This window comes from Streptomyces sp. NBC_01288, assembly GCF_035982055.1.
Lineage (GTDB): Bacteria > Actinomycetota > Actinomycetes > Streptomycetales > Streptomycetaceae > Streptomyces.
The window spans coordinates 4,965,017-4,977,454 of sequence record NZ_CP108427.1 but is presented as its reverse complement, the minus strand read 5'-3'; the positions used below and the strand labels follow the sequence as shown (position 1 = coordinate 4,977,454).

Genomic DNA, 12,438 nt, shown 5'->3' with positions numbered 1-12,438 from the left:
CCGGGTGTGCGGAGGCGGTCTACGGTTCCGGTCCCGGCCGAGTTCCTTTCCACGGTGATATCGGCGCGCCGCACCGGCAGGCCATACCGGCAAGCCGCATCGGCACGTCATATCCGCAATCCCAAGTTATCGGCAATGAGGTGAGGAGCACCATGTCCGAAGCCGTGCCCAAAGTGCCCGAATCGACGGCGAAAGGCGGCGAGACCTGGATCGCCCGGCTGGCGCTGCGTTTCACCGACTTCACCGAGAAATGGCTGCCCGACGCGCTGGGTTTCGTCCTGGTCGGCACCTTCCTGATTCTCGCGCTGGGACTGGCCTCCGGCGAGAAACTCCTCGGCGCACCGGCCGACCCGACAGCCACGAGCGGCTTCGGTCTGGTCGACGCGTGGGGGCAGGGATTCTGGTCCCTGATCACCTTCACCCTGCAGATGGCGATGATCATCATCGGTGGGTACGCGGTCGCGGTCTCCCCGCCCGTGGGACGCCTCATCGCCCGCCTCGCCGCCTGGCCCGCGACCCCGCGCGGCGCCATCACGTTCACCGCCGCCGTCGCCATGCTCACCGCCTACGCGAACTGGGCCTTCAGCCTCGTCTTCACTGCCATCCTCGCCAAGGAGATCGCCCGTCGGGTCCCCGGTGTCGACTACCGCGCCCTCGGCGCGATGGCCTTCCTGGGACTCGGCACGGTCTGGGCCCAGGGCCTGTCCGGCTCCGCCGCGCTACAGGTGGCGAGCGCGGGGTCGAGCCCCGAGTCCGTGCAGAAGGTCATCGCCGAGGGGCGCGGCAGCGGACTGATCCCGCTCACCGACACCATCTTCCTGTGGCAGGGCGTGGTGGCCACCGCCATCATCTTCGTCCTCGCCGTCGGCATGGCCTGGCTCCTGTCACCCGCGCCGGAGAACGCCAGAACCGCCGAACGGCTCGGGATCGACCTCGGCCCCGCCCTCGTCCTGGAGCGGTCCGAGAGCAGGCGTAGCAGACCCGGCGAATGGATCGAGCACAGCCCGGTCTTCACGATCCTGGTGTTCCTCCTCGGCGCCTGGTACCTCGCCCGGCACTTCACGAACACCGCGGGCAACCCGCTCAACGCCCTCGACCTGAACACCATCAACCTGATCCTCATCCTGCTGGCGCTCATCCTGCACTGGCGGCCGGTCAACCTCGCCCGCGCCGTCCGCGACGGCGTCCCCGCGACCTCGGGCGTACTGCTCCAATTCCCTTTGTACGGCGGCATCTTCGGGATGATCGCGTACACCGGCCTGCACCAGACGATCGCCGACTGGCTGGTCTCGGTGTCGAACGAGTTCCTCTACCCGGCCTTCATCGCGATCTACAGCTGCGTCCTCGGCGTCTTCGTCCCCAGCGGCGGCAGCAAGTGGGTCATCGAGGCGCCCTACGTCCTCGACGCGGCGAACCAACTCCACGTCAACCAGGGCTGGATGGTCGTCGTCTACGACCTCGGCGAGGCCGGCGCCAACCTGCTCCAACCGTTCTGGATGCTCCCCACCCTGGCGATCCTCGGGCTCAAGGCACGCGACATCATGGGCTACACCTTCGCGATGTTCCTCGCCCTCTTCCCCGCCACCCTGGTCCTCGTCACCCTCTTCGCCCGCACTCTCCCGTTCCCCTGACGACCCGCCCCCGATCCGGTCCCCAGGCCCAGGGACGACGAGGGCCGTCGTCGGCAGGATTCACGGCGCATGTGGTCGATCGACACCGCCTGAGTCACGCTGCCTCGCGGGTCTTCGCCAGCTCCGCCGCGAACTGGGCCCCGCTGAGCAGCGCGAGGTTCGACAGCCACAGCCAGATCAGGAAGACGACGCTGCCGGAGAGCGAGCCGTAGAGCCTGCTGTAGGCGCCGAGCGTCGTCGCGTACGTAGAGAAGCCGGCGGAGACGATCAGCCACAACGCGGCGGCCAGTACGCCGCCGGGCAGGCTGTGGCCGCGGCGGCGGGCGCCCGCCGGGCCGGTGTGGAAGACGACCACGACCAGGAGCGCGACCAGGCACAGCAGGACCGGCCAGCGCAGCAGGTCCCAGGCCCAGGCCGCGGTCTCGTCCACGCCGGCCATCCGGCCGACCGCCTCCGCGAGCGGGCCCGTCAGCAGCAGCGTGAGTGAGCCGATCAGGAGCAGGCCCAGCAGTACCAGCGCGGTCAGTACGATGCGGGGCGCCTTGCGCCAGGGCGAGCGGTGGTCCTGGGTGCCGTGCATGCGGTGCAGGGCGCGGCGGAACACCGCGAGGTAGCTCGTGGACGACCACAGCGCGCTGACGCTGCCCGCCACCAGCAGGGGCCATGCCGTGCGGTCGGTGCGCAGGACGTGGGTCAGGGCCGCGTGCAGTTCCGTGCCGGAGTCGGCGGGGGCGTACGCCGTGACGTGGGTGACGAACTCCTTGGCCGTGTCCGGGCTGATCATGCCGAACGCGATGACCGTGGCCAGCATGGCGGGAAGCACCGCGAGGATCGCGTAGTACGTCAGCGCCGCCGCGTAGTCCGAGATGTCGTCGTTCCACAGCGACACGGGTGTGCGGCGCAGCGCGGGCCACCAGGCCGCCGGTGGCCGGAACCCGGCGATCCGGCGGACCCGGCCGACGTACGACTCGGCGGACTCAGCGGACATGGGGCGCCCGGTGCTTGGCGGCGCTCAGCCGGAGCCGGGTGCGGGTCGTGTACGGGGCCGCCGCGCCCTCGGCCTCCGCCGTCACCGCGCGCAGGGCGGGGAGTACGGCGTCCGGGGAGGTGTCCGGGGCCAGCCAGACCCGGAGCTCCAGCTCCAGGCGGCGGCCGCGCCGGGGCAGTACCCGCGCGTGTCCGCGTGCGACACCGGGTACGGCGGTCGCCCGTGCCGTCACCGCCTCGGCCAGCGCCTGCGGACGTACCGTGCAGCCGGGGGAGGGCAGTGCCATCCGCCGCCCCGACCCCGAACGCAGCTGCCCGAGAGCCCAGTACGCGAACAGCACGGTCAGCCCGATCGACGCGGCGATGACCGTGGGCGTCCACCAGCCCTCGCTCCGCACCTGCGCCAGCCGGCCCGGCTCCAACAGCACGGCGTGCGTAGGGGAGTTGGGCCACCAGGTCGGCAGCCGGTGCGCGACGGTCCGGTCCGTGGCGGCGAGCAGGGAACCGGTGAGGAGGAGCGCAAGTCCGCCCGCGCCGAGGGCGGTTCGGTTGACGGCCGTGCGGGCGGTGCGCATCACTGGTCAACTTCCTCGGCCGCAGGGGTGGTTGTGGGTACGGAGGGTGTCGTGGGCGGTTGCCACACCGGTTCCGGGGTGACGGTGACGCGTACCCGGGGGGCGCGGCGCAGCCGACAGGAGGATACGGCGGCGTGGGCGGCGGCCGTGACCGCGGTGTGCGCCTCGGCCCGGTCACCGAAGGCGAGGGACGCCCATACGGTGATCCGCCGGCGGCCTACCCGTACCCGTACCGCCGTGATGCCGGGCACGTCACCCGCCGTGTCGCGGACCAGGGACCCGATCGCCGAGCGGTCCACGGCGGCGTCGACGCGCTCCGCCTCCGTACGGACGGTGGACCGGTGCCGTAGACCCGGGGTGAGGGCGAGCACGATCATCCAGACGCCGAGCAGGGCCGTGAGACCGCCCGCGATGACGACGGCCGGGTCGCCGGGCCCGTGCCCGGACAGCCAGTGCACCGCCGAGACGCGCCAGGCCGCCGCCGCGCGGTGGGCGGTGTGCACCTGGACCAGATCGAGGGCGAGCGCACCGCAGGCCAGGGCCGCCGACGAGGTGAGCAGGGCGACCGGGGTCCGGCGCGCGGACCACCAACGCCCGGGTGTGCTGGGCGAGTTGGTCTTCTCGGCCGGGGACACCGGAGCGCGGGAGTACCTCGGCGGGGCGAGCGAGGTGACGCCGACGCGCGCGGTCGGTACGTCCAGACCCGTCAACTCCCGCGTGCGTTCCAGTACATGGCGCTGGACGTCCCGGGCGCCGTCGGCCAGCGGGGCCGGATAGGGGAGCGTCACACCGAGGGACAGCTCCGCCCTTCCGCCCCGTACGGTCGCCGCCGCCCTGGCCGTACGGCCGGGCAGCGCCTCGGCGGTCGCCCGCTCGGCGATCCTGCGTACCGCCCGCTCCGAGACGGTGGTGGTGCCCCGTTGCGCGGCCGGTGCCGGTGCCGGTGCCGGTGCGGGGACGGGGGCGGGTACGGCCTCGGCTGGGGCGGTGGTCATCGACGGCTCCGGTCGAACGCGTCCCGTACGTCCTGGACGGTGCCGCCGCGGTCGAACCACCGGCCCACCGCCCAGCCCAGGCCGCCGAGCGCGGCCACGAGCAGGAAGGCGCCGAAGCCGCCGAACCAGCCGGCGAACGCCAGGGCCATGCCCGCGATCATCCCGACGAACGGTGTGCTCATGCCCGTCCACCTCCACCAGTCACCCGATCCACCACTCCTGCCCGTGCCCTCGACCGGCCGCCCTACTCCACCCGGGCCTCGCCGGTGTGCGCGGGCTCGTCGTCGTCGGGCAGGTGGACGTCGTTGACGGTGACGTTGACCTCGACGACCTCAAGGCCGGTGATGCGCTCCACGGCGGAGATCACGTTCTCCCGCACGTCCTGGGCGACATCCATCACGGACACCCCGTACTCGACGACCAGGTCCAGATCGATCGCCGTCTGCCGCTCGCCCACCTCGACCTTCACCCCGCGCCCCACGTTGGGCCGGCCACCGGGCACGCGGTCGCGCACGGCGCCGATGCTCCGCGAGAGGCCGCCGCCCATGTCGTGGACGCCGGGGATCTCGCGGGCCGCGATGCCGGCCACCTTCACGACGACGACATCGGCGATCGACGTACGGCCGCGGTCGGCGGCGGGCTGATCGGCACCGGTGGTTCCGCCGGAGACAGCGGTGGTGGCCGGGTCCTTGGCGGGCCGGACCTGGGTGGTGACCGGTGCGGTCTGCGTGGTCATGGCATACCTCTTTCTGCCTCGTGCGCTGCCTCGTGGCCGATGTGCTCTCACTTCTTCAGACCCGTGCCCGCCGGGTCTGTGACGCGGCGGGCACGGGAAATCCTTCGGGGCGTCAGCCGATCGGCGTCAGCTGGTGGGCATCAGCACCGTGTCGATGATGTAGACGTTGGCGTTGGCGGTCTTGACGTTGCCGCAGACCACCTTCGCGGAGTCGTTGACGGTGTACGACTCACCGGAACCGGCGGTGGTCAGCTTCGACTTCTCCAGGGTGTCGAAGGAGCCCTTCTCCAGGTTCGCGGGCGTCAGCTTCTGCCCCACCACGTGGTACGTGAGGATCTTCGTCAGCTGGGCCTTGTCGGCCAGGACCTTGTCCAGGGTGGCCTTCGGGATCTTCGCGAAGGCGTCGTTGGTCGGCGCGAACACCGTGATGTTCTGGGCGTTGTTGAGGGTGTCGACGAGCCCCGCCTTCTTCACCGCGGCCACGAGCGTGGACAGGGCCGGGTTGTTGGAGGCGGCGGTGGCCACCGGGTCCTGCGCCATGCCGTCGAAGGAACCGGAGCCGCTCTTCGGGACGGCCGCGCAGCCGGTGCCGAAGGGCTGGTCGGCCGTGGTGGCGTCGGAACCGCTCATGCTGTTGTCGGTGGCGGAGGCGGACGCCTTGGTGGACGCGTCGGACTTCGCGGAGTCGCTGCCGCTGTCGGAGCAGGCGCTCAGAGCCACCGGCAGCACGGCCGCGGCGGCGAGGACGACGGCGGTACGGCGGATACGGGTGTTCATGCGGGTTCTCCTTGTGATCGGTGTGATGGGTGTGATCGGTACGGCGACGGGCGCCGGTACGCGGGGGCGGTCTGTGGGGGCGGGAAGTGCGGGCGGTCGGTGGGGTCAGTCGACGGTCACGACCACGGAGTGCCATCCGCTCGCGCCGTCGGGGATGGTCTTGGTCCGCTTGTCGGTCTGCACCGCGCCGGTGCGGTCGGTGGCGCGGACGGTGAGGGTGTGGCCGCCCTTGGTCGCCCGCCAGGGGAAGGACCACTGGCGCCAGGTGTCGCGGGTGTCCTCGGCGGCCAGCCGGGCCTCCTGCCAGGGGCCGTCGTCGACGCGGATCTCGACCTTGTCGATGCCGCGGTGCTGGGCCCAGGCGACCCCGGCCACCATCACCGTCCCCGTTTTCGGCCGGGCGAACGGCTTCGGGGTGTCGATCCGCGACTCGGTCTTGATCGGGGCCTTCCGGGCCCAGCCCCGCTTGACCCAGTAGGGGTCGTAGGCGTCGAACGTCGTCAGCTCGATGTCCTTGATCCATTTGCAGGCCGAGACGAAGCCGTACAGGCCGGGCACGACCATGCGGACGGGGAAGCCGTGCGCGAAGGGCAGCGGTTCGCCGTTCATGCCGAGGGCGAGGAGGGCGTCGCGGCCGTCCATCAGGTCCTCGACCGGGCTGCCGATCGTCATGCCGTCCACGGAACGCGCCACCAACTGGTCGGCGGAGCCTCCCTCGGAGGGCGGCTTCACCCCCGACTCGGCCAGCAGATCGGCCAGTCGTACGCCGATCCAGCGCGCGTTGCCGACGTAGGGGCCGCCGACCTCGTTCGACACACAGGTGAGCGTGATGTCGCGCTCGACCAGCTCGCGCCGCAGCAGGTCGTCGAAGGTGAGGGTGAGAGGCCGTCGTACGCCCTGTCCGTGGATGCGCAGCCGCCAGGTCGTGGCGTCCACCTTCGGCACCACGAGGGCGGTGTCGACGCGGTAGAAGTCGCCGTTCGGGGTGACGAAGGGGCTGACGCCGGGGACGCGCAGTTGGGCGCCCTTCGGTACGGCCCGGGCCCGGGAGGCCGGTACCGGCAGGACCAGGTTCCGGCGGGAGGCGACCGCGTCCCGGCCGCCGGCACCGCTCAGCGAACGGCCGAGCAGCCCGGCACCGGCGGACCCGACGGCGGCGGCACTCGCCGCGATCACGAACCCGCGCCGGTCCCATCCCGCAGCGGGCGGTGCCACGGCGTCCTGGTCGGCAGGCTCCGGTCCCCGGGGCCGGAGCCTGCCGACCAGGACGTACAGCACCGCGGCCCCGACGACGGCGCCGGCCACGGAGGGCAGCGCGTCCGTGATCCCGGTGGAATCCGGGCGGCCGGTCGCCGCGAGGGCGCCGACGACTCCGAACAGCAGCACACCGGCCGTCCCCGTACGCCGGAATCGCAGCGCGACAATTCCCAGGGCCAGCGCGAAAACCGCGAGTACCGCGAGAATTCCCAGCTGGAGAAAGAGTTTGTCGTTCGTGCCGAAATGGCGGATCGCCCAGTCCTTCACGGCGGCGGGCGTACGGTCGATCGCCGCGCCCCCGACCGCGACGACCGGCCCGGCCTGCGGACGCGTCCCGCCCGCCACGGCCTCGGCGACCGCGAGCGCGGCGAGACCCGCCAGCACGCCGCTGAGCGCGGCGAGCGGCAGCGGCAATGCCGCGGCGGTTTTCTTCTCGTTCTCGGTCACGGTGGGAATCCGGCACCGAATGGGGCGAGGATTGGTCGCCCGCTCGATCGGATGAATTTCTTTTTCCGACCCATCCGCGGCCCCTTCGGCTCCGGAAAGAGAAGAACAAGGAGAAGGCAACGAGAAGACAAGGAGAAGAAGCGGGCGCACGCGCGTCACAGACGCCGCGCGGCCGTGTCCAACCCGCAGACAGACCGGACGAGAGGAGCCGCCCAGTGGCGGGGCCCCGCACACCCGACGCACCACCGGACACCCGGGCCGAGACCGATGACGCCCTGCTGGCGGTCCGGGCCGCGGAGGGGGACGAGGACGCCTTCGCCGTGCTCGTGCACCGGCACGCCCCCGCGCTGATCCGGCTCGCCACGAGCCTGCTCGGTACCGGCGCGGAGGCAGAGGACGCCGTACAGGACGCCTTCCTCAGCGCCTGGCGGCGGCTCCCGGAGTTCCAGGGCCGCTCCGCCTTCGGCACCTGGATGTACCGCATCGTCACCAACCGCTGCCTGAACGTGCTGCGTTCGCGCCGACCCGTGGCCTCGCTGGAGGCGGCCGGTGACGTGGCCGCCGCCGAACACACCACCTCCCCGGCCCGGATCGCCGAGGGCCGCCACGCGGTCCGCGAACTGCGCGACGCCCTCGACCTCCTCTCGGCCGAACAGCGCGCGTGCTGGGTGCTGCGCGAACTGGACGGCCGTTCCTACGAGTTCATCGCGGACGCGGTCGGCATCAGCCAGGAGGCCGTCCGCGCCCGGGTGTTCCGCGCCCGCCGATCTCTGACCCAAGCACTGGGGGCCTGGCGATGACCGACCGCACCGACCAGCCGAACACCACGCCCACCCAGGCCGACGACGAACTCCTGCCCTGCGGACGGCTGTTGTCGCGGACCTGGGACGACTGGGAGCGAGGCGCGGACGACCCGCACCTCCGCACCTGCCCGCACTGCCGCCAGGCCGTGCGCGGACTCGACGATCTGGAGTCCGTGGTGCGCGGACTCCAGGCGGAGACGGACACCGCCGCCTCCGCCTACGACACCGAGCCGCTGACCCGGCGGATCATGGACGTCGTACGCCTCGAACTGCGCCCGGGCCGCCCCCTTCCTCTCGGTGAACCCGCCGAGGACCTCTGGATCATGGAGGCGGTCGCGGCCCGTGCGCTGCGCGCGGCGGCCGAGTCGGTGCCGGGCGTCCGGGCCGGTTCCTGCCGCCTTCTCGACGGCGGTGCCGACGGCACGGTCGAGGTCCGCCTCGACATCCACGCCCCGGCCGACGCCCCGCTGCCCGAGCTCGCCGCCCGGGTCCGCGAACGCGTGTGGGAGGCGGCGGACCGTGAACTGGGCATGGAGGTCACGGCAGTTGACATCCGCGTGACGGACCTCGTGTCCACCCCGATGTCGGACGACGATGCCGATGCAGATGACGATCAGGAAGGCGGTACGGCATGACCGCGCAGCGCTCCGAGGATTCCGCGCCGTACGGGCAGCCCGCGCACGCGACGCTGGCCGCGGAGGTCGCCGCGGCCGTCGAGGGCGTCTCCGGGGTCGCCTTTCTCCGGCCCGGGCTGACCGACCGGCTGCGGTCGGTGGTGTCGAGACCCGGGGCGGCGCCCGCCGGGGTGCGGATGACCCCGCCGGACGGCGACGGTCCCTGGCGGGTCGAGATCCACGTCGTCGCGCTGCGCCGGGCCAGGACCGTGGACGTGGCACGCGGTGTCCGGGACACCGTCGAACGGCACCTGGACACCCTGGCACCGGCACGGCCCGCACCCCGGGTCACCGTGACGGTCACGGGCCTCGTCTGACCGGCCCGGCTCAGGTCGGGAAGGTCGGCAGGGCCGGCGGCGCGGAGGTGGGCTGGGGTGAGCCGCGGGGCGGTTCTACGGTGATGTCCGTCGCCTCAGCCCGGGAAGGTCAGCAGGGCCAGGGGCGCCGAGGTGGGGTGGGGTGAGCCGCCGGCCGGTTCGACGGTGATGCCCATGCCCGACGAGCCGTCGACGGTGCCCCGCAGCAGGACGGCCTGGTCGGTGCGGGCGGGGTTCATCAGACCGGCCGACCGCATGGTCCCGGAGTCGTCGAACCACAGCTGGTAGACCTTGCCGCCCGGCGGCCGGGTCATCCCGGAGACGACGAACACGGCCCGGTCCCGACCCTGCGAGACGACGACCGTCCCGGTGGCACCCCCGGCCAGTCCGGCGACCCGGGTCCTGGCGTCCGGGGCGGCCAGGACGGCGGCGATCTCGTCCGACGCCCGCACGGCCTGACGCGCCCGGTCGCGGGCGTCCTCGGCCCGCTGGTGCTGCCAGACGGCCGTACCGCCGAGCGCCGTGGCCGCCGCGAGACAGGCGGCGAGCGCCCAGCGGGAGAGCGTACGGGTCCGCGGGCCGGCCGGTGCGGTGCGGTTCCTGGGGTGCCTGCCGGGGGTCTCCTGGCGGACGGCGGTGATCCGGCGCAGCACCCGCTCGCGCAGCGCGGTCGGGGGCGTCGCGGCGACGGCGAGGCCCAGGCGGGCGGCGGTCGCGGTCAGCTCGGCGGTCTCCTCCGCGCAGGGTTCACAGCCCGCGAGGTGCCGTTCGAACGCCGTGCTCTCCTCGTCCGGCAGCGCGTGCAGGGCGTAGGCGCCCGTCAGCCGGTGCAGATCGACGGTGGTCACGCGGTCACCCCCGGGCGGTCGGTCGGCGTGGGTGTGGTGTTCGGGCCGGTCTGGTGGTGGGGGGCGGTGGTGGTCGTGCGGGCGCGCGGTGTGTGCGGGGCGGGTGGGCTGGTCGGCTGGTGCGGGTCGACGGTGGTCACGCGGTCACCCCCGGGCGGTCGGTCGGTGTGGGTGTGGTGTTCGGGCCGGTCTGGTGGTGGGGGGCGGTGGTGGTCGTGCGGGCGCGCGGTGTGTGCGGGGCGGGTGGGCTGGTCGGCTGGTGCGGGTCGACGGTGGTCACGCGATCACCCCCGGGCGGTCGGTCAGCGTGTGTACGGCGTTCGGGCTGGTCGGCTGATGGGGGTCGGCGGTGGTCGTGCGGTCGGTCTCCGGGCGGGCGCGCAGTGTGTGTGCGGCGTTCGGACTGGTCGGCCGGCAGGTGTCGGTGGTCGTCACGCGGTCACCCCCAGGCAGTCGCGCAGGCGGATGAGTCCGTCGCGCAGCCGGGTCTTCACGGTCCCCAGCGGCAGCGCCAGCGCCTCCGCCACCTCGCGATAGGTCAGGCCCCGGTAGTACGCCAACGTGACGGACTGGCGCTGGAGTTCGGTCAGGGTGCGCAGACAGCGCCGTACCTGTTCGCGCTCCAGCCGGGCCTCGACGCGCTCGGCCACCTCGTCGTACTCGGGGAGCTGCGCCAGCAGCGCGGCCTTGTGGTCGCGGGCCGCCGCGGCGTCCACCGAGCGCACCCGGTCCACCGCCCGGCGGTGCGCGAGGGTGAGGATCCAGTTGACGGCGGTGCCGCGGTCGCGCCGGTAGCGGGGAGCCGTCCGCCACACCTCCACCAGCACCTCCTGCGTCACCTCCTCCGACTGCGCCTGGTTGCGCAGCACCGCCCGCACGACACCCAGCACCGGCCCCGCCACGGCGTCGTAGACACCCGCGAAGGCGTCCTCGTCCCCGAGGGCCACCCGGCCGACCAGTTCCTCCAGGTCGGGCCCCGCGTCCGGGTTCCTGCCGATATGCACTGCTTCTTTCACCGAGGGCCTCCGCGGTCGGGACATGTCCGGGCGTAATCCGTTCCTGCCGGGACCCTGGATTGGATGCGGTGCCAACGAGAACACGGGGAGAGCGGGTACGGGTCCGGGGCCCGCCGCGGGTGCGGGCCCCGGTGTCGGTGCCGGTCAGCCCGCGGCGATCCCCTCGCCGCCGACGGCGCCCGGTACGACGACCGAGCCGATCGCGGTGAGTGCCCCCTTCGGGCCGACCCGGAACTCGTCCACCGTGCCCTGGGCGCCGGTCTGGACGTACAGGTACCGGCCGTCCGAGGAGGCCGCCGCGTCCACCGTGCCGGGGTGGGTGGCCGTGTTGCCCAGCGCGGTCAACTCGCCCTGGGCGCCCACCCGGTAGCCGGACAGGGTGCCGCTGGCGGCGTTGGAGACGTAGAGGTGGTTGCCGGCGGTCACCGCCCAGCAGGTGGCGGTCTGGCCCGTCGGGACGGTCCCCTTCGCGGTCAGTCTGCCGTCGCGGCCGACCGTGAAGGTGCCGACCGAGTTGGTCCCGGCCTCCGTCACCCGGATCCGCCCGGCGGAGTCGAAGGCGAACCCGAACGGCACGGCGCCGGGGGTGGATGTCACCACGGGCCGCGCCGACGGACCGCCGCGCACGCCGCCGACCGGGAAGACGTCGATGCTCTGCCCCGAGGCCTTGGTGGTGACGACGAGCTTCGAACCGTCCGGGGTGAAGGAGATCTGCCCGATCGCCGAAGTCGCCTTGTCCAGACCGAGGTCGCGGTGCCAGGACGGAACCTTCACCAGCCGTTCGCCGGTCCGCGCGAAGCCCTGTACGGAACCGCCGCCGAGCGTGTTGGCGACGTAGACCCGGTTGCCGTGGAACGTGACGCCGACCGGGAAACTCCCGCCGCTGGAGATCTCCTGCACCCGCCGCAGCTGCGTGCCGTGCACGGCGAAGACGGTCACGGTGTCGCTGCCCGCGTTCACGGCGTAGAGCAGCTGGTGGTGCCGGTCGTAGGCGAGCGACCCCTGCGAGGCGAGGTGGTCCGCGACGGTGCCGGCCAGCATGCCGCCCTTGCCGCCGGTGGAGTAGACGCCCTTCTGGGCGAGGGTGCCGTCGGCGGCACGGGCGTAGGCCACGACGGTGTTCGCGTCCGTGTTGTCGCTCTGGACGAACACGGTTGCGCTGCCGCTGTGTTGAGCAAGGGAGTCGGGGGTGTGGTGTGCGTCGGCGGCAACGGCGGCGGGCGCGGCGAAGAGGGCGGCCGCGGCGAGGGCGGCGGCTGTGGCGACGGTGCGGGTGGCGAGGGTCATGCGTGCGTACTCCTCTTGTGGAGAAGGGGAATTGGAGCCGGCGGGGTTCTCACGCTCGTCGCCGGACGATTCGCAACGCTAGACCGAA

Annotated in this window: 17 protein-coding genes; 4 read left to right on the top strand and 13 right to left on the bottom strand. The window is 72.8% G+C overall.

Translation table 11 applies throughout. The features are described from left to right. Positions 1 to 152: 152 nt before the first annotated feature. Positions 153 to 1,631 (top strand): short-chain fatty acid transporter, encoded by a 1,479-nt coding sequence (locus OG194_RS22200; RefSeq protein WP_327402566.1) that lies wholly within the window; start codon positions 153 to 155, stop codon positions 1,629 to 1,631. 94 nt (positions 1,632 to 1,725) lie between these two features. On the opposite strand, the gene OG194_RS22195 is transcribed toward OG194_RS22200, so the two are convergent. From OG194_RS22195 to OG194_RS22165, 7 genes are all read right to left on the bottom strand, one after another. Further along, positions 1,726 to 2,619 (bottom strand): YihY/virulence factor BrkB family protein, encoded by an 894-nt coding sequence (locus tag OG194_RS22195; RefSeq protein WP_327402565.1) that lies wholly within the window; start codon positions 2,617 to 2,619, stop codon positions 1,726 to 1,728. After that, complete coding sequence (locus OG194_RS22190; RefSeq protein WP_327402564.1) at positions 2,609 to 3,193, bottom strand: hypothetical protein; 585 nt, start codon at positions 3,191 to 3,193, stop codon at positions 2,609 to 2,611. The genes OG194_RS22195 and OG194_RS22190 overlap by 11 nt, the downstream gene beginning before the upstream one ends. Further along, complete coding sequence (locus OG194_RS22185; protein WP_327402563.1) at positions 3,193 to 4,188, bottom strand: DUF6286 domain-containing Asp23/Gls24 family envelope stress response protein; 996 nt, start codon at positions 4,186 to 4,188, stop codon at positions 3,193 to 3,195. Before OG194_RS22185 ends, OG194_RS22190 begins: the two co-directional genes overlap by 1 nt. Continuing rightward, entirely contained in the window at positions 4,185 to 4,370 is a 186-nt protein-coding gene (locus OG194_RS22180) for a hypothetical protein (protein WP_327402562.1), read from the bottom strand. Before OG194_RS22180 ends, OG194_RS22185 begins: the two co-directional genes overlap by 4 nt. 62 nt (positions 4,371 to 4,432) lie before the next feature. Further along, positions 4,433 to 4,924: an Asp23/Gls24 family envelope stress response protein gene (locus OG194_RS22175; protein ID WP_327402561.1), complete on the bottom strand. Its 492-nt coding sequence runs from the start codon at positions 4,922 to 4,924 to the stop codon at positions 4,433 to 4,435. Positions 4,925 to 5,050: 126 nt separating this feature from the next. After that, complete coding sequence (locus OG194_RS22170) at positions 5,051 to 5,701, bottom strand: fasciclin domain-containing protein (protein WP_327402560.1); 651 nt, start codon at positions 5,699 to 5,701, stop codon at positions 5,051 to 5,053. 105 nt (positions 5,702 to 5,806) lie between these two features. Then, a complete protein-coding gene (locus OG194_RS22165; RefSeq protein WP_327402559.1) occupies positions 5,807 to 7,405 on the bottom strand; it encodes a sulfite oxidase in 1,599 nt (532 codons plus the stop codon). Positions 7,406 to 7,620: 215 nt separating this feature from the next. On the opposite strand from OG194_RS22165, the gene OG194_RS22160 reads away from it, so the two are divergent. The 3 genes from OG194_RS22160 to OG194_RS22150 are packed head-to-tail and all read left to right on the top strand — an operon-like array spanning position 7,621 to position 9,199. Further along, positions 7,621 to 8,205, top strand: a complete 585-nt coding sequence (locus OG194_RS22160) for an RNA polymerase sigma factor (protein WP_327402558.1) — start codon at positions 7,621 to 7,623, stop codon at positions 8,203 to 8,205. Next, a complete protein-coding gene (locus tag OG194_RS22155; protein ID WP_327402557.1) occupies positions 8,202 to 8,843 on the top strand; it encodes an Asp23/Gls24 family envelope stress response protein in 642 nt (213 codons plus the stop codon). Before OG194_RS22160 ends, OG194_RS22155 begins: the two co-directional genes overlap by 4 nt. Next, positions 8,840 to 9,199, top strand: coding sequence for a hypothetical protein (locus tag OG194_RS22150; protein WP_327402556.1), 360 nt, complete (start codon positions 8,840 to 8,842; stop codon positions 9,197 to 9,199). The genes OG194_RS22155 and OG194_RS22150 overlap by 4 nt, the downstream gene beginning before the upstream one ends. A gap of 95 nt (positions 9,200 to 9,294) precedes the next feature. Here the strand turns inward: OG194_RS22150 and OG194_RS22145 are convergent, their stop codons facing one another. From OG194_RS22145 to OG194_RS22120, 6 genes are all read right to left on the bottom strand, one after another. After that, the gene (locus OG194_RS22145) at positions 9,295 to 10,047 is read right to left on the bottom strand and encodes an anti-sigma factor (RefSeq protein ID WP_327402555.1); all 753 of its coding nucleotides are present in this window, start codon (positions 10,045 to 10,047) and stop codon (positions 9,295 to 9,297) included. After that, on the bottom strand, positions 10,044 to 10,187 hold the full coding sequence (locus tag OG194_RS22140; RefSeq protein ID WP_327402554.1) for a hypothetical protein: 144 nt from the start codon (positions 10,185 to 10,187) through the stop codon (positions 10,044 to 10,046). The genes OG194_RS22145 and OG194_RS22140 overlap by 4 nt, the downstream gene beginning before the upstream one ends. Beyond that, positions 10,184 to 10,327: a hypothetical protein gene (locus tag OG194_RS22135; RefSeq protein ID WP_327402554.1), complete on the bottom strand. Its 144-nt coding sequence runs from the start codon at positions 10,325 to 10,327 to the stop codon at positions 10,184 to 10,186. The genes OG194_RS22140 and OG194_RS22135 overlap by 4 nt, the downstream gene beginning before the upstream one ends. Further along, positions 10,324 to 10,482, bottom strand: a complete 159-nt coding sequence (locus tag OG194_RS22130; RefSeq protein ID WP_327402553.1) for a hypothetical protein — start codon at positions 10,480 to 10,482, stop codon at positions 10,324 to 10,326. The genes OG194_RS22135 and OG194_RS22130 overlap by 4 nt, the downstream gene beginning before the upstream one ends. Then, positions 10,479 to 11,063 carry an ECF RNA polymerase sigma factor SigK gene (gene sigK, locus OG194_RS22125; protein WP_327402552.1) on the bottom strand — a complete coding sequence of 195 codons (585 nt, stop codon included), beginning with the start codon at positions 11,061 to 11,063 and terminating at the stop codon, positions 10,479 to 10,481. Before sigK ends, OG194_RS22130 begins: the two co-directional genes overlap by 4 nt. A gap of 144 nt (positions 11,064 to 11,207) precedes the next feature. Continuing rightward, complete coding sequence (locus OG194_RS22120) at positions 11,208 to 12,350, bottom strand: lactonase family protein (RefSeq protein ID WP_327402551.1); 1,143 nt, start codon at positions 12,348 to 12,350, stop codon at positions 11,208 to 11,210. Positions 12,351 to 12,438 lie beyond the last annotated feature (88 nt).